This window comes from Enterococcus sp. 2G9_DIV0600 (assembly GCF_002140615.1).
Classification (GTDB): domain Bacteria; phylum Bacillota; class Bacilli; order Lactobacillales; family Enterococcaceae; genus Enterococcus_D; species Enterococcus_D innesii.
This window is the reverse complement of record NZ_NGLL01000001.1, coordinates 2,448,985-2,474,122: the sequence shown is the minus strand read 5'-3', so window position 1 is coordinate 2,474,122 and position 25,138 is coordinate 2,448,985. Positions and strand designations below refer to the sequence as shown.

Sequence of the window (25,138 nt, the reverse complement as noted above, 5' to 3'; positions counted from 1 at the left end):
TGGGTTTTCAGTTAAAAGGGTTGTTTATGAGGAGCAAGTTTCTCCCAGTCAAAGGTGACGCCAATCCCTGGTTCTTCTGGTGCAATCGCACATCCATCGGATGGATCGATCACTAACGGTCTCGTGGTGTATTGATCGATTGGGAAACTGTGCATTTCGAGATACCCAGCATTAGGCATCGCTGCTAGTAGACTAACGTGCAATTCTTGCATGCCATGTGTAGAAACAGATAAGTTACTTGTTTGTGTTAAGGCAGCAATTTTCAACCAGCCGGTGATCCCACCGCAATTGGAAGCGTCGGGTTGCGGAAAATCGACATTGCCATATTTGATCATATGAGCAAATTCGATAGGGGTGCGCAAGTTTTCTCCGCCTGCCACCGCAATTTGCCCTTCTTTAGCGATACGAGCGTAGCCTTCGTAATCTTCGGGGATCGTTGGTTCTTCAAGGAACAAAATGTCATAAGGCGCCATCAGTTTGGCGGCTTTGATCGCCTTTTCAACAGACCAGCTCATGTTGGCATCCACCATAAAGACAACATCGGGACCAATCAATTCTCTGACCGCTTTTATGCGAGCAATATCTTCGGCAAGTGTTTTTTGTCCCAATTTGATTTTGACCGCTTTTAATCCCATGTCTAAATATTTTTGATTATTGGCTAAGAGTTTTTCAAGAGGAAAGTTTAGATCAATCGCACCACCATAGCATTTTACTTTGTTGCTTGCGCCGCCTAAAAGTTTGTAGAGGGGTTCTTGTGCTTTTTTCGCACGTAAGTCCCACAAGGCGATATCACAAGCCGCAATGGCGAAACTTGCTAAACCGCCTCTGGCAACATAGTGGATTCCCCAGTTCATCTGATCCCACAAGGCTTCCACACATGCTGGATCTTTCCCTAAAAGGATCGCTTTTAGTTCTTTATCGATCAGTTTGGCGATCGATTCGCCACCGAAGCCACCAGTATACGTATAGCCGACCCCTTCACGTCCATCATCAGTAACGATCTTGACGATAGGCACTTCAAAGTGGGTGTGTAGGCCGTGTTTTGCGTCTTCCATGATTTCCGGAAGCGGAATCCGATAATACGCTGTTTGAACATCTGAAATTTTTGCCATAAGAAATCCTCCTCAACATTAATGTTCACGTGTGCATTCTAGATTGTTAACGTTTGCATAATCATGTTAGCATGAGAACACTCGATTGACAAGACAAAATCACTCAAATTCAATACTTAAGAAACAGAAATGCTTCTTTTTTACGAGTTCATTCAGTTAGGAGAGAAGGTAAAGGGATCGAGAATATAAATAGAAATAGGAAAGATGTTATTAGAAATGAATTGAAATCCCTATAAATTGTCATAAAAAGTCATTTTTTTTATGATTTTTGGACATATTTATTGAATAAAAATCATTTTCGTATTATTATTAAAGTAACAACGAGCAATGAAGAGTACTGGGGCAAATGAAAGCTTGGGGAAGTCTTCCATTTGAACTACCTAGTACTCTTATCTTTCTTAAACGACGAGAAAAATACAAGCGAACGACTGAACTTTTTTGGTTCAGTCGTTCTTTGTGTTTATTGAGGTGCGCAATAGGGATGACTAGATTATGAAGCAAAGGGTTTCTCTTATTTGACGAAGAAATAATCATTTTCGTTTAAAACCGTACGAGCTTGTTCTACTTGATGTTCCTTGATTAAAATGTAATCAGTATTGAAGGTAGAAAGAGCAAAGATACTAATCGATTCTTCGGCTAGAAGGGAAGAGATTCTTGCAATGATACCGATCATACTGAAGTCCAATACACCGATTATTTTAATGGCTTTCCATCCATCCTCTCTGTTTATCGCTTCAGAAGGGACGTTGGTAGTCGGCAATACCAAAGAAAGTTCTTCTGAGGTCTGGGCAAAAAATAGTGGGACGATCTTCAGCATCGAAGGATCGATATTCTTTACTTGGATGACAGAAAACGAGGGTTCTAATAAGGTCAATTTCATCTAATCACGTCCTACGTTTGATGCTTTCATCATATCAAATGGGAAGAACGAAGGGAACAAGCTGTTTAACATTTTCAATTTTAACCCAAAATAGCAAAGGGAACGATAGTCTATAGCTTGATAGGAGCTTAACATATCGTTCTTGTATTAAACTTTTCTTCGCGTTTTTAACTCACCAATCTGATGTTCCATTTTTTCGAGGGAGCTACCAAAGTCTGTGAGAAAAACATTGAATAATATGGAGCAGGCATGATAATCTCGGATGATTTTCTGCTTATTCGTGGGTCTTTTTTTGTCACTGAAAAATTTTTCTAATACACAGAGCGGCTCTTGCCAAGATCTTAATTGCTCCAAAGTATCTCCTAAACGATACATGTCCTGGTAGCTAATTTCTTTTACCGGCTGCTTATTACTCGTCTTAATACCTATCTTTTCTATTTCTTTCAACGTAACGCCTCCATTCTGATTTTATTGATGTTTGTATAGACACCACTTTTAATCCTATTTTACTATATGATGTCTCTAGGAACAACATCTGTTTGCAGAAAAGGTGGGAATACATGAACAGAAGAATAGAAATAGGCTTAAAAGAGCTTGTAAAAAGCAGAGGAATTTCTCTAAGAGAGTTAGCACGCTTATCGGACATTGAACCTTCGATTATTAATAAGCTGGCAAATGGAAAACGAGAGAAAGTTTACCTTCAACATATTGAAAGAATCGCTAATGCATTAGAAATTGACGATATTTCAGAAATTATCAGACTCACGAAAAAATAACTTTTTGAAAAGTAGGCTAAGGCAAAAAAGAGAACACTTAGAATATCGTAATCACACTGTAACGACGCGACTATTCTAAGGTGTTCTTTGTTTTTACATCCTATAGAAATCAGAGAAGGCGACACAGAAGGATTTAGGAAGCACGCCAGCGGACGGCATCACCTCAAGCCCATCACTTTTCGAAGTGGTGGACTTTTTTGCGTGCTTTTGAAAAAACTATTTAGAGTGGTAGTCAAATAGTGTCACATACTGGCACAAGTAAAAAGCCAAAACCCTGTAAAATCAAGGTTTTGGCTCTTAGTGTCACTTACTGACAGTTTAAAATGGAGATGGCGGGAGTCGAACCCGCGTCCAAACATATTGCTACCTAAAAATCTACGCTCATAGTCAACTCATTTGAAGGTTCGCTTTACAGATTGCCGAGTGACAGGCAGTCTGTATCGCTAGTCTGATGAGCTCTTTTTTATCTTACAGACGGAAAGATAAAACGTATCCCACTTAGAATAGGACCCTTACTCGAGCACATGGGCGATGCCGAGAGGATCTACGCTAACTGTTTTTAGGCAGCTAAAGCGTAAGAGTTTTCGTTTTTAGCAGTTATATTTAACTGTAACGTTTTAACGTAGACGTAACCTACGAAGCGCAATTCAGGCTCAACTATGCCTGTCGAATCCGTAACATCCCCTCGATAAAAGGGGTATCGCTACCATTCACTAGTATACCATATTTTTGTTCATGTGCAAAGGATCAGATCAAGTCAAAGTGTTTCAGGGCGTGCACGATTCCGCCTTCGGTATTTTTCAGGGTAACGAAATCTGCCAGCTCTTTCAACTCTTGAATCCCATTTCCCATGGCAATTTTGTGGTCACAGGCTTCTAAAAGGGCGAAATCGTTGCTACCGTCTCCGAATCCGAAGGTAGGTACATCTTCTAGACCCAACAATTCTACCAAGGTTTTTACGCCAGTCCCTTTAGAGGTGCCAGATTTTACGACATCGATCGAAAAAGGCGTATTACGATAGAAAGTTAATTCGGGAAAACGCTCATGATAATAAGCATCGTTGCCGACACCTAAAACCAACAACATGTTGGTCCGGTCCGTTTCATAATGCAGAGGATCGATTTCTGGGAGAGGGCTACGGACGTAGTTGTATGCACCGACCATTTCCTCGGTGTGACCAGTCGCCCAATAGCCTTTCTCATTGTAATAACACAGCTCATCACCATTGTCTTTGACAGCTTGGTACATTCGTGCGCAAAGCTCAGGTTCTAGAGTATCAGAAAAAACTTCTTTGCCGTCAATGCGAATAAAGGCCCCGTTCATGACGATGTTTGAGGTGATCCCAGCTGCTTCACGAATGGCGGTAACTTCAGGTTCGGTTCTTCCCGTTGCAATGATCGGCAGTACTTCGTTTTTTCGCAATATCGCCATCGCTTCAGCAATTTCCGAAGTGATTTGCGAGTGTTCATCTAAAAGCGTACCGTCAAGATCAAAAAATGTTAATGCTTTATAGGTCATGTATCTTACTCCTAAGGTTTATAGTCATAGTCCACTCACAATCTTATCAAAGATTGAAAAAAAGGCAAACCTTTATGAATAATCGGTGAAGTTGTTGGTAGAAGAAAGAAATTCGAGTATACTATAGGAAGAATGGAGTGAAACGATGATTTTTTTAGTAATTGGCAGCATTTTTTTCTTGATTGGTCTCACTTTTTTTCTTTTTCCATCAAAAAAAATGAACCTTATTTATGGCTACCGTTCCTATCTGGCAAAACAAAATGAACGAAATTGGCGACAGGCCCAAAAACTATCTGCCCGATTCTTTCTGCTTTTTGGCGGAATCATGGCGCTCATTGGGTTTGTCTTGAAATGGCAAGAATGGACCAACTTTTTTCTAATTGAAATGATCGCGATCCCTTGGTTCATCGTGCCGATCTTTGGCCTGATCGAAGAGAATCTGCAACGATTTGATAAAGAACATAGAGGTGAAGAAAATGAATATATTAATGATTGAAGACAACGAATCTGTTTCTGAAATGATGCAAATGTTTTTCTTGAATGAAGGATGGGAAGCAGTGTTTAAGTACGATGGCAAAGAAGGACTTGAGGCCTTTGCTGCTGAACCAGAAAAATGGGATATGATCACCCTTGACCTGAATCTTCCTTCCATGGACGGCATGATGGTGGCACGCGAAATTCGTAAAATCTCTAGTACAGTCCCTATTATTATGTTGACGGCCCGTGATTCAGAAAGCGATCAAGTCATTGGATTAGAGATGGGGGCGGATGACTATGTGACGAAACCCTTTAGTCCATTGACCTTGATTGCACGGATCAAGGCACTACACCGCCGCAGTGAATTGGTTGACAAAACAACACCTGAAGCTTCCGATGCCACCTTTGATATTGTCACCGATCATTTCAAAATGAACACAAAAACACGGGAAGCCTATTTAAATGGTCAACCCATCGATGGGTTGACGCCGAAAGAATTTGATTTGCTTTATACGTTAGCGAAAAAACCGCGACAAGTATTTTCGAGAGAACAGCTGTTAGAACTGGTTTGGGATTACCAATACTTTGGCGATGAACGGACCGTCGATGCACATATCAAAAAACTAAGACAAAAAATTGAAAAAGTGGGGCCACAGATCATTCAAACCGTCTGGGGCGTTGGGTACAAATTTGATGATGCGGGTGCTGCTTAATGCGCTATCTGTATCAACAGCTGATTGCATTTTTTGTGGTGATCTTCGTGATCTTGATGACGATTGGTATTGCGTTTACTCAAATGACACGCCAAACGTTACAAGAACGGAATTATGAGCAGTTAATGGGGTATGCTTCGTCGGTCGCGACGATTTCGCAAATCAGTGACTCAGAATATTTACAGCAAAATATGACCCGGGATGGCTATCTACAGTATTCCTTGCGTTTGGCTGAGAATATTTTGAGCAACCAAGATATCTCCTTTGCTTTCTTTAAAAGTCCTGATGATATTATTTATCCACTAGATACCGCTCATGCTGTTGATTTTCCGATCTCTGAAAAAGACTGGCAATCCTTAGAAAATGGGGCGCGTCTACAACTGACCTCCGCCACAAATTTATACGGGGAAAAAGAACTGACTTCCTATGTGTTGATACCTTTTTCTGTCAATCGCACGGATTTTTACGGGGTAATGGTAGTTTCGCAATCGGCAAGCAGTATTTTGAATCTTGTCAGTGCCTTTAATCAAAACTTGTTTAAAGTTTGTTTGATCTCGATCGTTGTCTCATTATTGATCAGTTACCTTTTTGCTACGTTCCAAGTAAGGCGGATCAATCGCATGAAACGGGCAACCAAAGAAATTACTAATGGCAATTTTGATATTTTCTTGCCGGTGCATAATCGGGATGAATTTGATGAATTAGCCGAAGATTTTAATTTAATGACGAAATCCTTAAAAGAATCCCAAGAAGAGATTGAACGGCAAGAAGAACGTCGTCGGCAATTTATGGCGGATGCTTCTCATGAGATGCGTACCCCATTGACGACTATCAATGGCTTATTGGAGGGCTTAGAGTACAACGCAATTCCTGAGAATCAAAAAGACAATGCGATCCGCTTAATGAAAAATGAAACCAATCGCTTGATTCGATTAGTCAACGAAAACCTTGACTACGAAAAAATCAGAACCAATCAAATCTCGATGGTCATCAAAAAATTTGATGCGACGCAAACTATCAAAAATCTACTGACGCAACTGGAGAGCAAGGCAGAAATCGCCAAAGATGTGTTGATTTTAGAAACAACAGAGCCAATTGACGTCTACGCGGATTATGATCGGTTTGTCCAAATTATGGTCAATATTTTACAAAATGCGATCCAGTTTACGGAAGATGGAGAAATTCGGGTTCGAATCGAAAAAGGTTACTTGGAAACGATCATCGAAATCAGTGATACAGGAATCGGCATGTCTGAAAAACAAGTCAAGAATATTTGGGATCGTTACTACAAAGTTGATCCTTCCCGTAAAAACCGTCAATTTGGTGAATCTGGTCTGGGACTATCGATCGTTGAACAGCTCGTACGCCTGCACAAAGGAAAGATCAGTGTAGAAAGTGAACTTGGCAAAGGCACGACCTTTAAAATCTCTTTTCCAGATATCGACTTAAATGAAGAATAAGGAATCGTCCGGCAGCAATTTGCTTAGCCGGTCGATTTTTTTGCGTTTTATTGGCAGCATTTCAAACAAAAAGCCTTGCTTTTGCAAGCAAGGCTTTTTGTTTGAGGACTATGTAAACTATAGATAAGTGGTATAGGGCGTATGGGCAAAGCATTCGTCTTCATGGATCAAATAGATGGCAACAGCAAATTGTTCGGCGATTTCTTGGCACAAAGGCAGCAGGATTTGGACCTCTTCTGTTGTTAATGTGCTCAAGACATTTTCGATTAAAAGGGTTTCTCTTTCTGAAAGTAACGCTAAGAGCAGTTGAATTTTGATTTCCTCAAAGGGGGTTAACTCTGTCCGCTCTTTTTTTAAAGCTGATAAGGGAAGCTGAACATAAGGCAGTACACTCTCTAAATCGTCCCCTTTTTTATTTGCAAGAGATACATTATCCATCACGGATAAAAAGGGAACGGAGGGCCATTGAGCACGAATCAAGATTGCTTTTTTTTGTGAAAGCAGCAAACTTAATTCAGAAGTTTTTGTTTCATTGTCTTTCGAAACATAATAGAAACCAATTGATTTCGTTAGCTGAGTTGGTTTTTCCATTGTTTTTTCCTCCAATACAGACTATGTCCGCTGGCAATCAAACCAGTAAAACCGGTCACAGCGGCAAGCAAGACGACAAGTGTGTGGCGTGTGCTTTCAAATAAAATAGCAAGCCAAGTGGTGCTGTTCAAATCGACATTTTGGACCAGAATTTGACTATTTTGCGGAATCGTAATGGCGAATTCTTGTCCAGGAAGACTTTGGACAGCCTCCCAAAAGTTATCAGAAGCACGCTCTCGATCAAGGGCAATGATATGCCCACTAAGTAATTCCCGCTGGAAATAAGGCTGGAAGAGTAGCAATAACACAAAGGCGATCACAGCGGCTGCTAAGAGCGGTAAGAGCATTTCAATGATCTGCATTGCTACCCATTGTCTGGTGGTAGCGCCACTTGCTAACCAAGCAGTGTATTCCGAGCGTTTATATAGTTGGTAGTAAACTTGAAAGCCGATAAAGACCAGCGTAAAGGCGCTGAAAATCAAATAGAACAGTTGATGATAGATCGTCGTAACCGGTTGGATCTCTTCGGCTACTTTCGTTTGCAGATCTTCTGTCGCTAAGAGATCTCTTGTCTGAGCGATCACTTGATCCATCGAGTAGATCAAGGCAAACGTCACGATCAAGCCAATTACGGCAAAGAAGGATACAAGCGTATAAAGCACCATGGCTTTTTTATGATAAAAAATGCTAGCAATCGCAAAATGTATAGTTTTCATCTAATTCACCTCATCCTAGTACATAGTATAAAAGGGGAGTTTGAATAAAGTATGAAGTTCTTGTAGTAAAATATCGAAGCTAAAAAAGTGGCGAGAAAGTTCGACGTTTTCCTAACAAATAGCGCAAAAAAATCCAGCAAGGCAGGCGCCTTACTGGATTGATCATTGGTTGTTCTTACTTTACTCGCCGCTATCTTGTTCCATCATCTGCTGGTATTCTTGGAAGGTTTTCGTTTGGTACAGATCGACAGTCGATTGATTATCGTTTTGAGAAAAGACACTGGTTGAATCACTGCCTAGATTCTTTTCGATATCCATCATTTGCTGAAGGGCATCTTTGTAATTATAGGTCGAAGGATCAACTTCTTCTAGACCGCTCTTCGCGTAGAAACGTAAGAGATCACCATTGTTGATCTGATCAGAAACCGAAAGCTGTTTGTCGACTTTGGCTTTCCATTCATCGACTTTGGCTTGCAATTCATCGGATGGATCGTTGATCGGCATGCCGGTACGATTGTCATACAATGTACTGCTATAGTAAGTGTAGTCTGGTGTCACAAAGTCGCCATCACGGAAGGCAACCAGTTGTTCATTTTGATCAGAGAATAAATCTTGTCCCAGTTGAATATAGTTCGATGTATCCACACCCAGTAAGTGCAATAGGGTTGGCAATGCATCAACTTGACCGCCATACGTATGATTGATGCCGCCATTTGATTGTCCTGGAATATGAATCATATAAGGGACACGTTGTAACGACGCATTGTCAAAGTTTGTCCACGTAGAACTTGTTTTTCCAAGCAATTCTGCTAAGTTACGGTTACGAGAATTGGAAATTCCGTAATGGTCACCATATAAAACGATGACGGAGTTTTCGTACAAGCCACTTTCTTTCAAGTAATTGAAGAACTCTTCCACGGCTTTATCCAAATAATTCGCGGTTGCGAAATAGCCATTGATCGTTTGATCAGAAGTGTTCGCTAGCGGGAAGCCGCCTTCTTCATTGGTAAATTCAGAATAAGGGTAGTGGTTAGAAACCGCAATGAATTTTGAATAGAACGGTTGTTGCAGACGTTCTAAGTATTGTACCGATTGTTCAAAGAACGGTTTGTCATGCAACCCGTATTGGAATGAATTTTCATCATTGACATCATAATAAGAAGCGTCAAAGAAATAATCATAGCCAAACCGTTTGTAAGTTTCATTTCGGTTCCAGAAGGTACCAGTATTTCCGTGGAAAACGGCACTGGTATAGCCTTGCGTTTGACCTAAAATATCTGGTGCTGCTTCAAAGGTGTTTTTCCCACCCAGTTGAGTGAATAACGCTCCTTGATTCAATCCAAACAGGGAATTTTCGAATAATGTTTCGGCATCACTGGTCTTCCCAGCTTTTACTTGGTGGAAGAAATTATCAAAACTAAAGGTACTATCGCTATGGTATAAACTATTGATAAACGGCATGACTTCATGTTCCACGCCATCTTCATCTTTCAATTTATAATCGATCAAGAATTGTTGAACACTTTCTAAGTGAATATAAATGACATTCTTGCCTTTTGCGATACCAAACAGATCATCATTTGGTTCTGCGTAATGTTCTTTAACATAGCTCTCTACTTCGTTCATGTCGTTGGGACTCGCTTCGGCACGTACTTGCGAAGCTTGATAAGTTTGTACGCCATCATAAACTGTAAAGGCATTGATCCCAAGATATTTGACTAAATAGTCACGAGAAAACGTTCGAGTAAGCAATTCAGGACGATCCGCTTCTGCTAAGAAAAGATTGGCAGAAAAGACCATAACAGCTAAGGTTGAGATCGCAAAAGCCATCCGTGCCCGCACAGGACGAGTGTCCATTTTGATTTTCTTCATTGAAAAGGCTGCAATCAGCACGATAAAGTCAATGAAATACAACACATCGTAGGGACGGAACAAGCGAATCGCGCTTTCTCCTAGACCACTTGCCACTTTTCCAACACCAAGCATAGTGTTGATGGTGATAAAGTCAGTGAATTCTCGATAGTATGAAACATTGGAGAACAAAAGCAAGGTCATCAAGAAATAAATCACAAGCATCGTGATATAAGCTGCTTTGGTTCTTCTTACGTACAATGCGATCGACAGCAGTAATAAGGTCGTTGCGATCGGATTGATGAATAAGATGAAGTACTGAATGCTGCTTTCAATCCCTAGGTGGAAGTCCACCATATAGGCAAAGATATTTTTTAGCCAAAATAATAGGGCTAATAGGAAAAAAAAGCCCATTCTTGTATTCACAAAGGTGGATACTTTATTTTTTTTCAAAGGAATCGTCCTCTCTTTTTCCAGTATAACCAGTACATTACGATTTTACATCACAGTACATTTTACTAGGCTGGGAAAGACGTGTCAAATGAATTCCTTGTCATGACGCGGAATTAAGTATTTCTTTACTTTCAAGAATACAGACAATACAGTCGCTTTTTGCTATACTAAAAAGGAGAATGAATGGAGCAGATGAACATGAAAATAAAACTAACGAAGCAAGGATCAGCGAAGCTTCGTAAAAAGAATCCGTTGATCCAACGAGAAGATCTTCAACAAGCAATCGAGACGAAGGAGTGGGTCACCTTTATTGATCAGGCCAACCATTTCTTAGGTGTCGGCTATCTTGGGGAACAAAATAAAGGGATCGGATGGGTCGTATCCTTTGAAGAAACAGTGATCGACCAAGCATTCTTTGCGCAACGCTTTGCAAAAGCAAAAGGCAAGCGTAGTGCTTACTATCAAGATGACCTGACAGATGCCTTTCGTCTGTTTAATGGCGAGGGGGATCAATTGGGGGGACTTACCGTAGATTTGTATGGCGAGTATGTCGTTTTTTCTTGGTACAATGCCACCCTTTATAAACATAAAAAAGCGATCGTGGCGGCTTTTCGTCAAATCTTTCCCGAGATCAAAGGGGCTTATGAAAAAATCCGCTTTGCGTCTGAACTGCCTGAATCAGCATGGGTCTATGGGGAAACGGCGCCTGAACCCTTACTGGTGAAAGAAAATGGCGTCACGTATGCGACGTATTTGAACGAAGGACTAATGACGGGCATCTTTTTGGATCAAAAAGAAGTTCGTGGCCAACTCGTCGATGGTTTGGCAGCTGGCAAGTCTGTTTTAAATATGTTCAGTTATACGGGGGCGTTTTCTGTCGCTGCTGCTGTCGGTGGGGCTACTCAGACCACGAGTGTTGATTTGGCAAAACGCAGTTTGGAAAAGACCCGCGAACAATTTTCAGTTAATGGCATTGATCCAGATACCCAGCGTATCCATGTCATGGATGTCTTCAATTACTTCAATTATGCCCGCAAAAAAGACTTGCGCTTTGATGTGATCGTCTTAGATCCGCCGAGTTTTGCCCGCAACAAGAAAAAAGTCTTCTCGGTTGCAAAAAACTATGGCGATTTAGTCACAGATAGCTTGGAGATTTTAGCGCCAGATGGTTTATTGATCGCCTCAACGAATGCGGCCAATCTGTCCTCGAAGAAGTTTCAAGAAATGATCGAAGCGTCATTAGAGAAAGCACATGTTCCTTATGAATGTATTCAAAGTTATCGTCTACCAGCTGATTTTGCGGTAGATAAGCACTTTCCAGAAGGTAATTATCTGAAAGTATTCTTTTATCAAATGAAAAAGGAGTGAAGGAGATGAGCCGATCAAAACCAGTAACGTTAGATGGGAAAACACCCCTGATTTGTGTCCCATTGATTGGAAAAACCAATGAGGAAATTTTAAAACAAGCCCTTGCTGCTGAGGAATCAGAAGCACAGATCATTGAATGGCGCGTTGACCATTACAAACATGCAGACGATCAACAAGCGGTCTTAGATGCATTGTCTCATATTCGCACGACTTTAAAATCAAAAGAGCTACTTTTTACTTTTCGAACCATAGAAGAAGGGGGCGAGCGGCCGTTCACGTTGACCCAATACAAAGAATTGTGTTTAGCTGCTGCTGATTCAGGCTTGATCGATTGGATCGATATCGAATTAGAGAAAGCTGAATTTTTAGGTCGCGGCTTTATTCAAGAAATCAAAAAGGCACAGGTAAAGCTGATACTGAGCAATCATGATTTTGAGAAAACGCCAGAAGATGCTGTGTTGATTTTAAAAATCGGCGTAATGAATCAATTTGGTGCCGATGTTGGCAAGTTAGCGATGATGCCCAAGCAAGTCCAAGACGTTTTACGTTTAATGGGGATCATTACTAAAGCTCGTGGCTTCAACCAACTGCCGTTGGCGATCATGTCGATGGGGGAGCTGGGGAAAATCAGCCGTGTTAGTGGGGCATTGACTGGTTCGGTCTTTACTTTTGCTTCGTTGCAAGGGGCATCAGCACCTGGACAAATACCGATCGAACGAATGACCAACTACTTACAAGAATTTTCACTCAATGAGTAAGACCAGCCAAGGCCTTCTCTTAGAAGAAACCAAAACAAAAGAGGGATAAAATGGCGAAGAAGAAACAAAAAACCAATGCGATCCGTCAAGTAGAACAACAGAAAATCGCCTATAACGAATACACCTATGAGTGGTCGGAAGATCATCTCGATGCGCAATCCGTCGCTGCGCAACTAGCACGCCCGCGAGCTATCTACAAAACGCTGGTGGCAGTGGGGAACAAAACAGGACCGCTGGTGGCTGTGATTCCTGGAAATAGAGAAGTGGATCTGAAAAAGTTAGCCAAAGTCAGTGGAAACAAAAAAGTAGAGATGCTGCATCTGAGAGATTTAGAAGAGACGACTGGCTATATTCGCGGCGGCTGTTCGCCGATCGGGATGAAAAAGCTCTTTCCTACTTATATTGATCGTGGGGCGCAGACACTGGAAGAAATCGTGGTTTCTGCAGGAAAGCGCGGGTTGCAGATGGGGCTTGCCCCACAAGCGTTGCAACAATTGACAAGGGCGGTCTTTGCCGATTTGTTGGCAACTGAACACGAATAAAAAATGGCTCTTTGTCAATAAGGACTGATGAGTTGTGCAAAATCAAATCTGGGTCAGAATGAACCACATTCTGGCTCAGATTTTTTGTTATCTCACTTTGATTAATTGATTGATCAAAAAGATTCTAATTCTCATGTTCTCGAATGATTTAAATCCGTAGGATACTCGTTTCATTGTCTTTATGTGGGTATTCTTCGCTTCTATTTTTCCATTGGAATAAGGATAGATCATTGCGTTGGTGATGCCTTCTTCATGGGTAAGAAGGTTTTGAAGCTTTTCCCGAAAGCTGTCATCTAACGTTTCAGGAAGTTCTGTCAATAAGGAGAAAAATAAGTCAGGGTCTTTGTCTCGAAAGGCTTCAACTAATTCATGAAAAAAGGGATACGCCTCCTTCAGGGGCGTAGAAAACTCAAGCAATCGATCAATCATCATTGCTTCAGTAAGAAATGGGTATTTTGGTGCTCGGAAACTTTTCCATGTTTTGTATTCATAATGGTTGATGTTTGCACGATTTTTTAGCAAAAAGCGCCAATTCTTTTTCAGTTTTTCTGCCTGGCTTTTCTGTCCTGCTTTACGAAGTTCATTCATTTCACGGATACGCAACTCATTGAACGCTTGATTCATGTGTTTGACAATATGAAACCGATCAATCACTATTTTCGCTTTTGGCAGAACACGTTTGGTGAGCTGGAAGTAGGCGGCGTTCATGTCTGTCACCAAAAATTCTACTTCTTCTGGATTGGTACACCCTAAGAAATAGCTTGTTAATCGAGGTAATTTACGCGTAGGCAAAACATCGATTAATTTTCCTGTTTCACCATCTGCGCAAATAAAGCTCATTTTATCTTCTATGGAAGCATGCGAACGAAATTCATCAACCATCAATACTCTTGGGAGAATCTTCTTAGATTGTTTTGGTAAATAGCTTTTAAACTCTTTTAATGTACGAATAACGGTGGTCAAAGATACCTGACAGCTTTTCGCAATAAAAGATAAAGATACTTTTTCAGTCAGTAAAGAAGCAATTTTATATCTCACATGATTTGCGATTGAATGTCTGGGTTGGACAAAATAACTTTGAGCAGTCCAATGGGTGCGACAGTTTTTACAGGTATAGCGCTGCTTTTTTAGGCGCATAACCAAAGGCATATGATTGTATTGCTCAAAACGGACAATCGTTTCCTTCTTCCCATTTTTCACTATAATTGATTTCCCGTTTCCATCTACCACAGTAGAACCACAACTTCTACAAGCACGAGGATTAGGCGAGAGAACAGCATCGACGACCAATGTCTTTTTCTTCTGAAGGGTCTCGTAAGAGACCTCTGTAATCATCAAATCTTTCTCTGTTATTCTCAGCATTTTTTTGATAGAATCATTCATATAGCATATCGTCCTCTCAGTTGTTTATTTTGTGGTGATTTAATCATACTAGAGAACGATATGTTTTTTAATACCTAAAATGAAAATGGGGCTGAAGAATCAATTCTGATTCATCAGTCCCATAAATTATAGAGCCTAAAAAATCCCCGTGAACCATCTAGAGATGACGCTCACGGGGATTTTTTTGTGCTGTTTTATTCCATGACCTCAATATCGAAAACCTCGATATTTTCTAAACCACCATAAAAGTCAAACCACGGAGTGGCATATTGTTTTAGAATGGCGTTTAATTCTTCAACATTTTCTTTTCCTTGGGTGTCCAGCCATTCCAATAACGCTTTGGCCCCTTGTTTCCCATAAATTTCGACACTATCGCGCCAAGTTGCTCGACCACCTAAGATTCCTGAGAATTTGGCACCATGTTGACCAGCAAAGGTCAATTCATCGCGAAAGACATTCGCTGGAACTCCCGCACTCAAATAGATGAATGGTCGCGTCGCGGCGTCACTGGCTTCTTTGAAGTAATCGGCGGCTTCTTCTTGCGTATAAACGGCCTCTAAGCCTTCTTTTTGGAAGCCTTCAACTAAGTCGAACTGAACCGGTACTTCGACTTTCAAAATATCGATATGGTAGTGATCTTTCGTCAATTCCTGAATGGTTCGGATGACCTTGCTCGGTTTGATCTTGGCAAAAGCAGGTGATTTGTCATCTGTGATCTCATCATCATAGACGATTGGTTCCACAAATAACGGAATATCGGCCGCCTGCGCCTCCGTACCTAAACGCTCCAAAAACGCATGTTTGGTATCTAAAATCTCTTGCGGTTCATCTGGATTATAATAAACCAAGACTTTCGCAGCATCTGCCCCTTTTTTCACCAAGCGCTGCAACGATTCATTGGGTAAAATCTCAGGCAAACGACCCGGCGTGTTGACATCATAGCCTGTTTTTTCATAGGAAAGGATCAAGCCAGCATTGGGATTCTTTGCTTCGATCCCTAAGAAGCCATATTCCTCATCTAACAAAATACTGCTGACATATTTGGTCAATTCTTGGGAAACCAACTGCTTAAATTCATAAATGTGTTCCATCGTAAAGTCATCCGGTCCAGTTGCTGCCTTCATCATTTTTTTCATGGAACCACGTTGGTCGATTGCTAGTGCGGCAATCACACCATCCTCATTTGAAAGTTTTTGCATTCGTTCAAATTTACCTCTTGAAATTCGTTTCATTAAAAAAACCTCCCTCGATCTTGCTATCTTTAGTCTACGCCTACTTTGAGAAAAACCCAACTAATAAGCAAAAAGAGGGGGAGACCCAGGTGTTGACAGCAACGGGCAAGGATATTGCTGCCAACAACTGGGTCATCGATCAATAACTGAAATAACTCGCTGTTTCTGCTGCATTTTTTCCGGAGACATGTCCAGTACAAAACGCTGCTGTAATGTTGAAACCACCTGTATAGCCATTGATATCCAGCAATTCACCGGCAAAATATAAGCCATTGATTTTCTTGCTTTCCATAGTTTTTGGATTGATTTCTTTCAGATGGACCCCGCCGCCCGTCACGAAGGACTTTTCTAATGGGAACGTGCGAACGATAGTCACTGAAAAGCCTTTGATCAAGGAAGCGAGCGCCGCTAACTGTTCTGGTGAGGCTTTTTCAGCAACCAGCTCATGTAGGACTAGCTGCTGCAAAAAGAAGGTCATCAAGCGCTCAGGCAAAAAGCCAGCTAAAGCATTCGGCAATTGTTTCTTCGAAGCTGCAGACTGAATCAATTCTTGGGTCAAGACTTCATGGGATTTCGCCGGCAGACAATCCAGAACAACCGTCACGGGTTGTTGCTTTTTCAATTCTTGATTTACAAAGGAGGAACAGCGTAAAGCAGCAGGACCAGATAAACCAAAATGGGTAAACAAAAGATCCATCGTATGGGCGACGATAGGCTTTCCTTTTTGATCCAAGACACTTAAGGTGATGTCTGGCAAGGAAATGCCTTGCAACGTCCGCTCTTGAATAAAGGAGTCTTCTGAAACAAGCGGCGATTCGGTTGGATAAAGCGGCGTAATGGTATGGCCGACTTTTTTTGCCATCTTATAGCCGTCCCCCGTTGCGCCCGTGGAAGGATAGGTGCGGCCTCCTGTCGTCAAAATCACACTAGGAGCAGAGAACTCATCGGTTTCGGTTCGCACGCCGCGAATTTGGCTGCCGTCATGGATCAGCTTTGTGACGACCGTGTTCGTCAACAGGGTGACGTGATGATCGTTGATTGCTTGAAGTAACGCTTCGACGATGGTTTTTGATTTGTTCGTCACAGGGAACATCCGTCCGTGGTCTTCTTCTTTTAAGACGACCCCCAAGTCAGCGAAAAATGCCATTACATCATAGTTATTGAATTGGGAAAACGTGCTATACAAAAATTTGCCATTTCCCGGAATATGAGCAACTAAATCATCTACCGGCCGATTATTGGTTACATTGCAGCGTCCGCCGCCAGTCATCAATAATTTCTTGCCGATTTTTTTGTTTTTTTCGATTATTAAGACCCTAGCACCTTGTTTGGCAGCAGTGATCGCAGCCATCATGCCGCTCGTACCTGCACCCACAACAATGACATCATAGGTTTTTTCCATTCTTTTCACCTCTTTGGGATTGTAACACATCGGCTACGACTGCTGAAAGGATTGGTCGATTTTTTTCGAATAATAAAAAATTCTGACAATTCTAAAAAAAAGCGTGCAATTTCAGAAAATTTCTTTAAAATAGAAAATATCTTAAAGGAGGTAATGCACTATGACCAAAGCTTCAGCTTACGTGAAAGAAATTCAAGCGAAGATTCACGAGAAAGACCAACACCAACCGGAATTTCTTCAAGCAATTGACGAATTTTTGCCTACGATCGTTCCCTTTTTAGAGGAGCATCCAGAATATATTGAATCAAATATCCTTGCACTCTTAACTGAACCAGAACGTTTTATCCAATTCAGAGTCCCATGGCAAGACGATCAAGGCAACTGGCAAGTAAACCGTGGCTATCGGATTCAATTCAACTCGGCAATGGGGCCTTACAAAGGCGGCTTGCGTTTTCACCCAAGTGTCAACTTGAGTATCTTGAAGTTTTTGGCGTTTGAGCAAATCTTCAAAAACAGCTTGACAGGTCTGCCGATCGGCGGCGGCAAAGGCGGAAGTGATTTTGATCCAAAAGGCAAATCAGATGCCGAAGTGATGCGTTTTTGCCAAAGCTTTATGACGGAGCTGTCAAAACATATCGGACCTGACTTAGATGTTCCTGCTGGCGACATTGGTGTCGGCGGACGGGAAATCGGCTATTTATTTGGTGCCTACAAACGATTGAAACAATACGATGCCGGTATTTTAACTGGTAAGCCATTAGACTTTTGGGGCAGTAAAAACCGCACAGAAGCAACGGGTTATGGTGCTGTTTATTTCGTTAAGCATTTATTGACAGACCTAGGTGAAACATTTGAAGGCAAAAAAGCGATCGTTTCTGGAAGCGGCAATGTTGCGATTTATGCAATTGAGAAATTGCAAGAATTAGGTGCGATCCCTGTCACCTGTTCTGATTCCTCTGGTTTTATTTATGACAAAGACGGCATTGATCTGGCCTTATTAAAAGAAATCAAAGAAGTGAAGCGCGAACGTCTGACGGCTTATGCGAAAGAACGTCCATCAGCAGAATATCATGAAGGGGCATCTGTCTGGGATTTTGATACACCAGCGGAATTAGCCTTTCCTTGCGCGACCCAAAACGAGATTGATCTCTCACAAGCCAAACGTGCAAAAGCCAATGGTGTTCGGGTCGTTTCTGAAGGCGCGAATATGCCTAGCTCATTAGAAGCAGCAGAATATTTTATTGAAGAAGGAATTTTCTACTGTCCAGGAAAAGCAGCCAATGCTGGCGGCGTAGCCGTTTCTGCGTTAGAAATGAGTCAAAACTCCCAACGACTGCAATGGGAAAAAGCTGAAGTCGATGCCAAATTGGACGATATCATGAAGTCGATCTATGAAGCATGCCGTGATACTGCTGAAACCTTCGATCAAAAAAATAATTTTATGTTAGGTGCGAACGTCGCAGGCTTTGAAAAAGTTGCTAAAGCAATGTTTGCTCAAGGACTTGTCTAAAATCACCCAACAGGCTACCTATCAGGAATTACTTGAAAAAAGTTGGAAAAAAACGTAAAGTAGGTAGTGTATGAAAAACTATTTTTTCAAGGAGGACAAATCATGTCACACATCAAGTTTGACTATTCGAAAGTAGCACCATTCGTAAACGAATACGAATTGAGCTACATGCAAAGTCAAGTTACAGCAGCAGACAAACAATTACGCGAAGGAACAGGTGCTGGTAGCGACTTTCTAGGTTGGATCGACCTTCCTAAAAATTATGACAAAGATGAATTTGCGCGTATCAAAAAAGCGGCTGAAAAAATTCAATCTGATTCTGAAGTACTAGTCGTGATCGGGATCGGCGGATCTTATTTAGGAGCGAAAGCAGCGATTGATTTCTTAAATCATTCTTTCTTTAACTTGTTACCAAATGAAGAACGCAAAGCACCACAAATCTTTTTTGCCGGTAATTCAATTTCTTCAACTTACTTAGCAGATTTGATCGAAATCATTGGTGACCGTGACTTCTCTGTGAATGTGATCTCAAAATCAGGAACTACTACTGAACCAGCGATCGCTTTCCGTGTTTTCAAAGAACGTTTGATTGAAAAATACGGCAAAGAAGAAGCCAACAAACGGATCTACGCAACAACGGATAAAGCGAAAGGTGCAGTAAAAGTTGAAGCAGATGCTGAAAACTGGGAAACTTTTGTGATTCCAGATGACGTCGGCGGCCGTTTCTCTGTATTGACTGCTGTTGGTTTATTGCCAATCGCTGCCAGCGGAGCGGATATCGATGCCTTGATGCAAGGGGCAGCAGATGCTAGCGATGCTTACGCAAGTGACGACCTTGAAAAAAATGAAGCGTATCAATATGCAGCAATGCGTAACATCCTTTATCGCAAAGGCAAAGTAACCGAATTGCTGATCAACTACGAACCAGGCATGCAATACTTCTCAGAATGGTGGAAACAATTATTCGGCGAGTCTGAAGGAAAAGACCAAAAAGGGATCTATCCTTCAAGTGCAAACTTCTCAACAGATTTGCATTCTCTTGGTCAATACATCCAAGAAGGCCGTCGCAATATCTTTGAAACCGTCGTAAAAGTTGAAAAACCACGCAAATCAATCGCGATCCCTACACAAGAAGCCGATCTTGATGGTCTTGGCTACTTAGAAGGAAAAGAAGTTGACTTTGTTAATACGAAAGCCTTTGAAGGAACGTTACTTGCCCATACAGATGGAGATGTACCAAATCTGTTAGTAAAAATCCCTACAATGGATGCTTACACGTTAGGGTACACGATGTACTTCTTTGAGATCGCTGTAGGAATTTCTGGCTACTTAAATGGCGTGAACCCATTTGACCAACCAGGAGTTGAAGCTTACAAGAAAAACATGTTCGCCTTACTTGGCAAACCAGGTTTCGAAGATCTTGCAAAAGAATTGAACGAACGTCTATAAGCCAACGTTTTTAACACTCTTATAAATTAGTGGTGAACGAAACATGTTCGCTTTAGTTTGTAACTGGTGATAGTTTTGGTGATAGTGACAATCAAAAAGCACTCATTGTGAGTGCTTTTTTCTTTCGCTTTCGATGTAGTTTTCGAATTGTTCCATAGACCTCTTTTTAACTTCTGGTGAAATGTGGGCATAGATTTGAGTTGTTGAAATATCTTTGTGACCAAGGAAGTCTTTGATATCTTCTAAGGATAGACCAGCTTGTCGAGATCTGACTGCAAATGTATGCCTGCCATCGTGAACTCTAATTTTCGGCAAATCAGCTTTTTCAGCAATCCGATTAAATGCACCATTCACTGAGCGATCACGAACTATCTTACCTTTGTATCTCTTACTGGTTTGCAAGAAGATAAATTGTTCGCCATCTTCAGTAGAGGGGAAGGTGCCAAAAGTACTCAGGATATGATTTCTAAAGGCAAGCAAGGCTTGTTTGCTTCTTTTGGTCATTGGCATGCTTCTGATGCCGGCAGGTGTTTTTGGGTCGTCAGTTATGATAGCGTTAATATTCAGACCTTTTTCAACTGATCCTAACCGTTCTCTTTCAATACTGATCATATTCCCACCGAAATCAATATCCTGCCACTGTAAACCCATTACTTCTGATTTCCTCAATCCTTGATCAAAGATCAGTAGGAAAAAGGGGTACCACAAAACCTCGGATTCTTTTTTCGCAAATTCTAAAAATCTATCAGCTTGCTGCAAATCATAATATCTGATCGATTCTTTGTTCTCAATCAATCTTGGAAATTCAACGAATTGAGTTGGGTTATCTTTTATATATCCTAATTGAATTGCTTTTTTGAAGGCATTGCTCAACGTCGCATTTACGCTCTTGGCAGTAGTGATAGACAGACCTTGTCCGCTTCTTCCTAAGCCTGTCTTTGTAAGTAGTAGATTAATGAATTTTTGATGATCAGCTCGAGTATATTTGTTCAAAGAATATTTTCCAATATAGGGAATTATATACATCCTTATGTTGGCTCTGTGAACTACTCTTGTACCTTCTTTGACCGCTTGTTTATAATTGGTTACCCAATCTTCAAGAAATTCTTCTATAGTTAAGTTCTGTGGATTTTCTTTGAAATATTCTTCTGATGCTATTTTTCCTTCAATTATTTTGGCGTAACTATTTGCTTCATCAAATGACTTGAATCCTTTTTTGTGTATCTTGTTTTGTTTTCCTGTTCCTGGATTGATTCCATTAGAAATGAAAACTTCATATCTATATTGTTTTGCCTTCTTTAGATAGTATTTCTTAATAGAAGCCATTAATTATCATTCCTTAATATGGACTCTGGTAGTTCAACCATTTTTGGTTTATACCAACCTTTTTCATACAACTTATCAAGACCTAATTGTTTTTCATCGTAAGTGAAGGCAGGTACTTTTCTGACCTTACCCGTATCTAAATCATGTTTTATTTGCAATTGGTCCTTTAGTATCTCTTGATATTCCTCCTCGCTGTAATCAGGATTTGTCAAAATAGGAAATATTCCGACGGTAGGAACATCTTTCTTTAATCTCTTTCTCAAATTGTATGGATCCATAAAAATCAACCTTTCGTATTTTTAGTAATTAAAATTGATATTCGAATGAATCAGGACGATTATTACAAGATGTCAGACACTCATTCGTATTTATTTTCTATTAAAACGAATGTATGTTCGTTTTTTATTTAAAAAGAAAAGCCCGAAGGCTGTTCTTCTAAATTTTAGATAGTCGCTTTGTAGATTGCTGGATCTTCAAATGAAATTAGAGGTGCAAAATGTATTTCAATTTCCCCAGTTCCATTAATTCCAAAGTGCTGAACACAGTCCATTTGTTTTCCTGGAGCTACTGATCCCATCGTATTATCATTTGGATAACTTTCTGCTTTTTTATCATCTGATCCATAAACTTCTACATCAGCTCCAACAGGAAGATCGGAGTCGGAATTGTTTTTTACTGTATAAGAAATTTTCACAACTTGATTTGGATTCGTTTCATCGAATTGGTTTCTCTCGTCTGTTAACTCAACGTTTGTTAAAGTATATTCAGCATCTCCAACTTTAACAGTATCTCCTACATTGTAAAAACTCGTCTCCTCTTTTGTTGAAGCAGAATTTTCTTGAGAAGTATTTGTTTCTGAAGAGGATCCGTCAGCCTCAACTTTTGTACCGCCATTTTTGTTATCATCACTTCCACCAAGAGCTCCGCCAATACCAATAACCAAAACAATTATAATGATCCAAAACCAAATCCTTTTATAAAAAGGTTTTTTCACTTTATAATATTTCCCATCTGCACCCATAACTTTCTTTGCCATTTTACCATCTCCTAAAAATTATTAAATGATTTTAAAACTGCTACAGTCCCATTCGGTTGGAATAGGAGAGTGTAGTTGTTTTCTGTTTTAATGCCTGAAAACCTTCTTGAATAATATTTGACAGCATCTTTGAAAGTATCTTCAGTAATTTGTAGATGTAGTGCACATTCTAAAGTTGAACGACATCCTTCTTCAAAACATTCAATTATATCTTGTGGTGAAACAACTAATATTGATCCAATATCTCTTGCTCGACGTTCTTGTTTTCGTTTTTCGTTTGTATCTTGTAATACGATGTTCCCGTAAGAAGTAAGGTAATGTCCTAATTCTTCTGCTAAGGTACTGTTCAACTCATATTTTTCCTGATTAGGATTTAAATAGATAGTTTCGTTAATCAGTAATCCTTTTTGACCAATCGGCATACCGTGCTCTGTCTTATATGTAAGTTCAGGAAACATTATCATCAACTCTTCTGATAACTGCAACTAATCACCTACTTTTTATGATCTCTATTTTTAACGAATTCTATGAAGTTTAATATTTCATTCATCTGTTCTTCCGACACATCATCATCAATATGTGCAGCAATAGTATCGATTTTATTTGAAGGTTTATTAGGTAGTTTTTCATCATCAATTCCTAACAGATAGTCTACAGAAGTTCCAAAGAGGGTTGCGATTTTAGCCAAAGCATCAGAATTAGGCTCTGCTCGACCAACTTCCCAACTGCCGATTGTTTGCTGAGAAACATTCAGTTTCTTTGCTAAGTCTGATTGTGTCCATTTTCTGCTTGCTCTTAATTCTTTTAATCGACTTTTAAACATATGACCCCTCCTCCAATAAAATTATATACTACATACCGTAGTAGAGAAAGCAAATAAATACTTTTACAAAAAAATGTAGTAAAAACGTTTGACATACTACTTTTTGTAGTATATTATTACTACATAAGATAGTAATGGGGGTGAAATCATGGAAAACAAACTTGCGGAAATAAGATCAAGTCAATATATGTCACAAGGAAAACTTGCTGAATTACTGAAAGTATCGCAAAAAACAATTAGTTCATGGGAAATTGGCAGAACTAGTCCAAAGCCTTCTCAAATGCAACATATTGAGGATATTTTCAATACACCAAAAGAAGAAATTTTTTTTATGGCGTTTAACTACAAAAATGAGTTAGAAGAGGTGGCGAAATGAAAGACAAACCACAAATGATAAAAGCGAATGTCGATTCGGGATTTTTACCACGCTATATCGAAATGATTATTCCTGCAATCAAACGCAAGTTTAACATTTCAATCGGTATTGAAGGCGAACTGTTCATAAACCCTGGCGGAGTTGAAGAAATCATCATTCGTTTTTTAGCTACCGATGAAGTAGCACAGGACATTTATTCCTATATTGACGAAAAATGGCAGTTCGCCTCAACACCAGAACTTGTTGCTTAAGTTCATTTTAGACAATAAATGGCCGTTTGTGCCAAAAACAATAACGAATAAAAGGAGTGAAAGCATGCCGAAAGCAGCAAAAATCGGTCGGACCTTAAAACTATCATTATTTCTTTCGGGAAAGAGACAGAAAGAATTAGCGATCGATGCAAGCACACCAAATGCCACAGTAAGTGATCATTTTAATGGAGCCAACGTCAATATTGATAAGGCAATCGAGTATTTAGAAGCTATGAAAGAAAATGGGTATCAAGCTACTGATGAATTAACAGGAGACATCAGTTACCAATACTTAGGATTTTTCAAATCAATGGATGGCCAGCTGGCAGATGTTAAATCAACGAATGATCTTGAGATATTTCAAGAAATTGAGTCAGATGAAAGAAAAGAACGGAAGAAAGTAGTTCAAAGGATCGTAGCCGAATCACAGGTGAGAATGCTGACCGATGTTGAAAGAACTGAACTTAGGAATTACACAGATGAGTTTCTTGATGAAATCATTGTAGAAATGGCGATCGTTTTTTCTATCTTGAAGATTTTGAACGTCACCATCCAAGAGGCTATTAAAGCAAGAATGCCTCACTGGATCAAAAAAAGATATATGAGGGGGTAACCACTATGAAAATATCTCAAATGAAGAATGTTGTGCCACTTGAGAGAAAAAATGAAGCGATAGAGGTTGAGTGGAAGAAAGCAAAAGAAATCGCTGATTATCTTGGTATTTCAAGACCAACGTTATCTAAATTAACACATCGGGATGTTGATCCGATTCCTTTTTCAAAACTTAGTGGGATTCTTCAATATGATCTTCAAAAGGTTAAGGAATGGGAAGAACGCAATAGAACTTTTAACTATAAGGAGGCGTAATTATGAAACGTTCAATTAAAGACACTTTGACCGTAACTGTACTTTTGTTTTTTGTAGTAGCTTTCACAGCAATCCACATTGCAGCAGGTCTTGTATTAGTCTTCTTATGGGGCTTCGCTAATGTTGTTTATGATTTAGCTGCTAAAGATTACCAAGACAAAGAAAAAAGACTTGCTAGCCGACCAAAGCAATAGCAAGTCAATAAAATATTTGGATAAATATCTTTGTCTCCATTTTAAAACAGAAAAGGAGAAATGACAATGGATAC

29 protein-coding genes and 1 other RNA gene are annotated in these 25,138 nt (G+C 40.1%); 14 read left to right on the top strand and 16 right to left on the bottom strand.

The window, feature by feature from the left end; genetic code table 11:
• Window positions 1-11: 11 nt before the first annotated feature.
• The 3 genes from A5870_RS11885 to A5870_RS11875 all read right to left on the bottom strand — a co-directional run bounded on the left by A5870_RS11885 (window position 12) and on the right by A5870_RS11875 (window position 2,439).
• Window positions 12-1,112 (bottom strand): mandelate racemase/muconate lactonizing enzyme family protein, encoded by a 1,101-nt coding sequence (locus A5870_RS11885; protein WP_086293023.1) that lies wholly within the window; start codon window positions 1,110-1,112, stop codon window positions 12-14.
• 511 nt (window positions 1,113-1,623) lie between these two features.
• Complete coding sequence (locus A5870_RS11880) at window positions 1,624-1,992, bottom strand: ACT domain-containing protein (protein WP_086293021.1); 369 nt, start codon at window positions 1,990-1,992, stop codon at window positions 1,624-1,626.
• Between the two features lie 147 nt (window positions 1,993-2,139).
• Entirely contained in the window at window positions 2,140-2,439 is a 300-nt protein-coding gene (locus tag A5870_RS11875; protein WP_086293019.1) for a hypothetical protein, read from the bottom strand.
• A 113-nt stretch (window positions 2,440-2,552) separates the two neighbouring features.
• Here A5870_RS11875 and A5870_RS11870 point away from each other — a divergent pair, with 113 nt between their 5' ends.
• Entirely contained in the window at window positions 2,553-2,768 is a 216-nt protein-coding gene (locus A5870_RS11870) for a helix-turn-helix domain-containing protein (RefSeq protein ID WP_034872498.1), read from the top strand.
• A 321-nt stretch (window positions 2,769-3,089) separates the two neighbouring features.
• On the opposite strand, the gene ssrA is transcribed toward A5870_RS11870, so the two are convergent.
• Window positions 3,090-3,453: a transfer-messenger RNA gene (gene ssrA / locus A5870_RS11865) on the bottom strand.
• Between the two features lie 62 nt (window positions 3,454-3,515).
• Window positions 3,516-4,286, bottom strand: coding sequence for a Cof-type HAD-IIB family hydrolase (locus A5870_RS11860; protein WP_077454217.1), 771 nt, complete (start codon window positions 4,284-4,286; stop codon window positions 3,516-3,518).
• A 145-nt stretch (window positions 4,287-4,431) separates the two neighbouring features.
• Here A5870_RS11860 and A5870_RS11855 point away from each other — a divergent pair, with 145 nt between their 5' ends.
• The 3 genes from A5870_RS11855 to A5870_RS11845 are packed head-to-tail and all read left to right on the top strand — an operon-like array spanning window position 4,432 to window position 6,936.
• Entirely contained in the window at window positions 4,432-4,782 is a 351-nt protein-coding gene (locus A5870_RS11855; protein ID WP_081119493.1) for an SdpI family protein, read from the top strand.
• Window positions 4,763-5,476 carry a response regulator transcription factor gene (locus A5870_RS11850; RefSeq protein ID WP_077454215.1) on the top strand — a complete coding sequence of 238 codons (714 nt, stop codon included), beginning with the start codon at window positions 4,763-4,765 and terminating at the stop codon, window positions 5,474-5,476. The genes A5870_RS11855 and A5870_RS11850 overlap by 20 nt, the downstream gene beginning before the upstream one ends.
• Window positions 5,476-6,936, top strand: coding sequence for a sensor histidine kinase (locus A5870_RS11845; protein WP_086293017.1), 1,461 nt, complete (start codon window positions 5,476-5,478; stop codon window positions 6,934-6,936). Before A5870_RS11850 ends, A5870_RS11845 begins: the two co-directional genes overlap by 1 nt.
• A 117-nt stretch (window positions 6,937-7,053) precedes the next feature.
• On the opposite strand, the gene A5870_RS11840 is transcribed toward A5870_RS11845, so the two are convergent.
• From A5870_RS11840 to A5870_RS11830, 3 genes are all read right to left on the bottom strand, one after another.
• A complete protein-coding gene (locus A5870_RS11840; RefSeq protein WP_086293015.1) occupies window positions 7,054-7,527 on the bottom strand; it encodes a hypothetical protein in 474 nt (157 codons plus the stop codon).
• Window positions 7,506-8,243: a hypothetical protein gene (locus A5870_RS11835; protein WP_081119496.1), complete on the bottom strand. Its 738-nt coding sequence runs from the start codon at window positions 8,241-8,243 to the stop codon at window positions 7,506-7,508. The genes A5870_RS11840 and A5870_RS11835 overlap by 22 nt, the downstream gene beginning before the upstream one ends.
• Window positions 8,244-8,423: 180 nt before the next feature.
• A complete protein-coding gene (locus A5870_RS11830) occupies window positions 8,424-10,508 on the bottom strand; it encodes an LTA synthase family protein (RefSeq protein WP_086293430.1) in 2,085 nt (694 codons plus the stop codon).
• Between the two features lie 237 nt (window positions 10,509-10,745).
• Here A5870_RS11830 and A5870_RS11825 point away from each other — a divergent pair, with 237 nt between their 5' ends.
• The 3 genes from A5870_RS11825 to ybaK are packed head-to-tail and all read left to right on the top strand — an operon-like array spanning window position 10,746 to window position 13,215.
• Complete coding sequence (locus tag A5870_RS11825) at window positions 10,746-11,915, top strand: class I SAM-dependent rRNA methyltransferase (protein WP_286088807.1); 1,170 nt, start codon at window positions 10,746-10,748, stop codon at window positions 11,913-11,915.
• A gap of 5 nt (window positions 11,916-11,920) precedes the next feature.
• Entirely contained in the window at window positions 11,921-12,673 is a 753-nt protein-coding gene (aroD, locus tag A5870_RS11820; protein ID WP_081119498.1) for a type I 3-dehydroquinate dehydratase, read from the top strand.
• 50 nt (window positions 12,674-12,723) lie between these two features.
• Window positions 12,724-13,215 (top strand): Cys-tRNA(Pro) deacylase, encoded by a 492-nt coding sequence (gene ybaK / locus A5870_RS11815; protein WP_086293011.1) that lies wholly within the window; start codon window positions 12,724-12,726, stop codon window positions 13,213-13,215.
• 87 nt (window positions 13,216-13,302) lie between these two features.
• Here ybaK and A5870_RS11810 read toward each other — a convergent pair whose 3' ends face one another.
• The 3 genes from A5870_RS11810 to A5870_RS11800 all read right to left on the bottom strand — a co-directional run bounded on the left by A5870_RS11810 (window position 13,303) and on the right by A5870_RS11800 (window position 17,232).
• A complete protein-coding gene (locus tag A5870_RS11810) occupies window positions 13,303-14,598 on the bottom strand; it encodes an ISL3 family transposase (RefSeq protein ID WP_086292156.1) in 1,296 nt (431 codons plus the stop codon).
• Window positions 14,599-14,792: 194 nt separating this feature from the next.
• The gene (locus tag A5870_RS11805; protein WP_081119500.1) at window positions 14,793-15,830 is read right to left on the bottom strand and encodes a tagatose 1,6-diphosphate aldolase; all 1,038 of its coding nucleotides are present in this window, start codon (window positions 15,828-15,830) and stop codon (window positions 14,793-14,795) included.
• A 139-nt stretch (window positions 15,831-15,969) separates the two neighbouring features.
• Window positions 15,970-17,232, bottom strand: coding sequence for an NAD(P)/FAD-dependent oxidoreductase (locus A5870_RS11800; RefSeq protein WP_086293009.1), 1,263 nt, complete (start codon window positions 17,230-17,232; stop codon window positions 15,970-15,972).
• A 160-nt stretch (window positions 17,233-17,392) separates the two neighbouring features.
• On the opposite strand from A5870_RS11800, the gene gdhA reads away from it, so the two are divergent.
• A complete protein-coding gene (gdhA, locus tag A5870_RS11795) occupies window positions 17,393-18,742 on the top strand; it encodes an NADP-specific glutamate dehydrogenase (protein ID WP_086293007.1) in 1,350 nt (449 codons plus the stop codon).
• A 102-nt stretch (window positions 18,743-18,844) separates the two neighbouring features.
• The gene (locus A5870_RS11790) at window positions 18,845-20,191 is read left to right on the top strand and encodes a glucose-6-phosphate isomerase (protein WP_005229134.1); all 1,347 of its coding nucleotides are present in this window, start codon (window positions 18,845-18,847) and stop codon (window positions 20,189-20,191) included.
• A 102-nt stretch (window positions 20,192-20,293) separates the two neighbouring features.
• On the opposite strand, the gene A5870_RS11785 is transcribed toward A5870_RS11790, so the two are convergent.
• From A5870_RS11785 to A5870_RS11765, 5 genes are all read right to left on the bottom strand, one after another.
• Window positions 20,294-21,517 (bottom strand): tyrosine-type recombinase/integrase, encoded by a 1,224-nt coding sequence (locus A5870_RS11785; RefSeq protein WP_086293005.1) that lies wholly within the window; start codon window positions 21,515-21,517, stop codon window positions 20,294-20,296.
• Window positions 21,517-21,795, bottom strand: coding sequence for a hypothetical protein (locus A5870_RS11780; RefSeq protein ID WP_086293003.1), 279 nt, complete (start codon window positions 21,793-21,795; stop codon window positions 21,517-21,519). Before A5870_RS11780 ends, A5870_RS11785 begins: the two co-directional genes overlap by 1 nt.
• 164 nt (window positions 21,796-21,959) lie before the next feature.
• A complete protein-coding gene (locus A5870_RS11775; protein WP_086293001.1) occupies window positions 21,960-22,553 on the bottom strand; it encodes a DUF4352 domain-containing protein in 594 nt (197 codons plus the stop codon).
• A gap of 11 nt (window positions 22,554-22,564) precedes the next feature.
• On the bottom strand, window positions 22,565-23,038 hold the full coding sequence (locus A5870_RS11770) for an ImmA/IrrE family metallo-endopeptidase (protein WP_086292999.1): 474 nt from the start codon (window positions 23,036-23,038) through the stop codon (window positions 22,565-22,567).
• An 8-nt stretch (window positions 23,039-23,046) separates the two neighbouring features.
• Window positions 23,047-23,376 (bottom strand): helix-turn-helix domain-containing protein, encoded by a 330-nt coding sequence (locus A5870_RS11765; protein ID WP_086292998.1) that lies wholly within the window; start codon window positions 23,374-23,376, stop codon window positions 23,047-23,049.
• Between the two features lie 148 nt (window positions 23,377-23,524).
• Here A5870_RS11765 and A5870_RS11760 point away from each other — a divergent pair, with 148 nt between their 5' ends.
• The 5 genes from A5870_RS11760 to A5870_RS11740 all read left to right on the top strand — a co-directional run bounded on the left by A5870_RS11760 (window position 23,525) and on the right by A5870_RS11740 (window position 25,064).
• The gene (locus A5870_RS11760; protein WP_081119415.1) at window positions 23,525-23,752 is read left to right on the top strand and encodes a helix-turn-helix transcriptional regulator; all 228 of its coding nucleotides are present in this window, start codon (window positions 23,525-23,527) and stop codon (window positions 23,750-23,752) included.
• Window positions 23,749-24,003 carry a hypothetical protein gene (locus tag A5870_RS11755; RefSeq protein WP_086292996.1) on the top strand — a complete coding sequence of 85 codons (255 nt, stop codon included), beginning with the start codon at window positions 23,749-23,751 and terminating at the stop codon, window positions 24,001-24,003. The genes A5870_RS11760 and A5870_RS11755 overlap by 4 nt, the downstream gene beginning before the upstream one ends.
• A 64-nt stretch (window positions 24,004-24,067) precedes the next feature.
• On the top strand, window positions 24,068-24,616 hold the full coding sequence (locus A5870_RS11750) for a hypothetical protein (RefSeq protein ID WP_086292994.1): 549 nt from the start codon (window positions 24,068-24,070) through the stop codon (window positions 24,614-24,616).
• A gap of 5 nt (window positions 24,617-24,621) precedes the next feature.
• Entirely contained in the window at window positions 24,622-24,870 is a 249-nt protein-coding gene (locus A5870_RS11745) for a helix-turn-helix domain-containing protein (protein WP_086292992.1), read from the top strand.
• Between the two features lie 2 nt (window positions 24,871-24,872).
• The gene (locus A5870_RS11740) at window positions 24,873-25,064 is read left to right on the top strand and encodes a hypothetical protein (RefSeq protein WP_081116469.1); all 192 of its coding nucleotides are present in this window, start codon (window positions 24,873-24,875) and stop codon (window positions 25,062-25,064) included.
• Window positions 25,065-25,138: the final 74 nt, after the last annotated feature.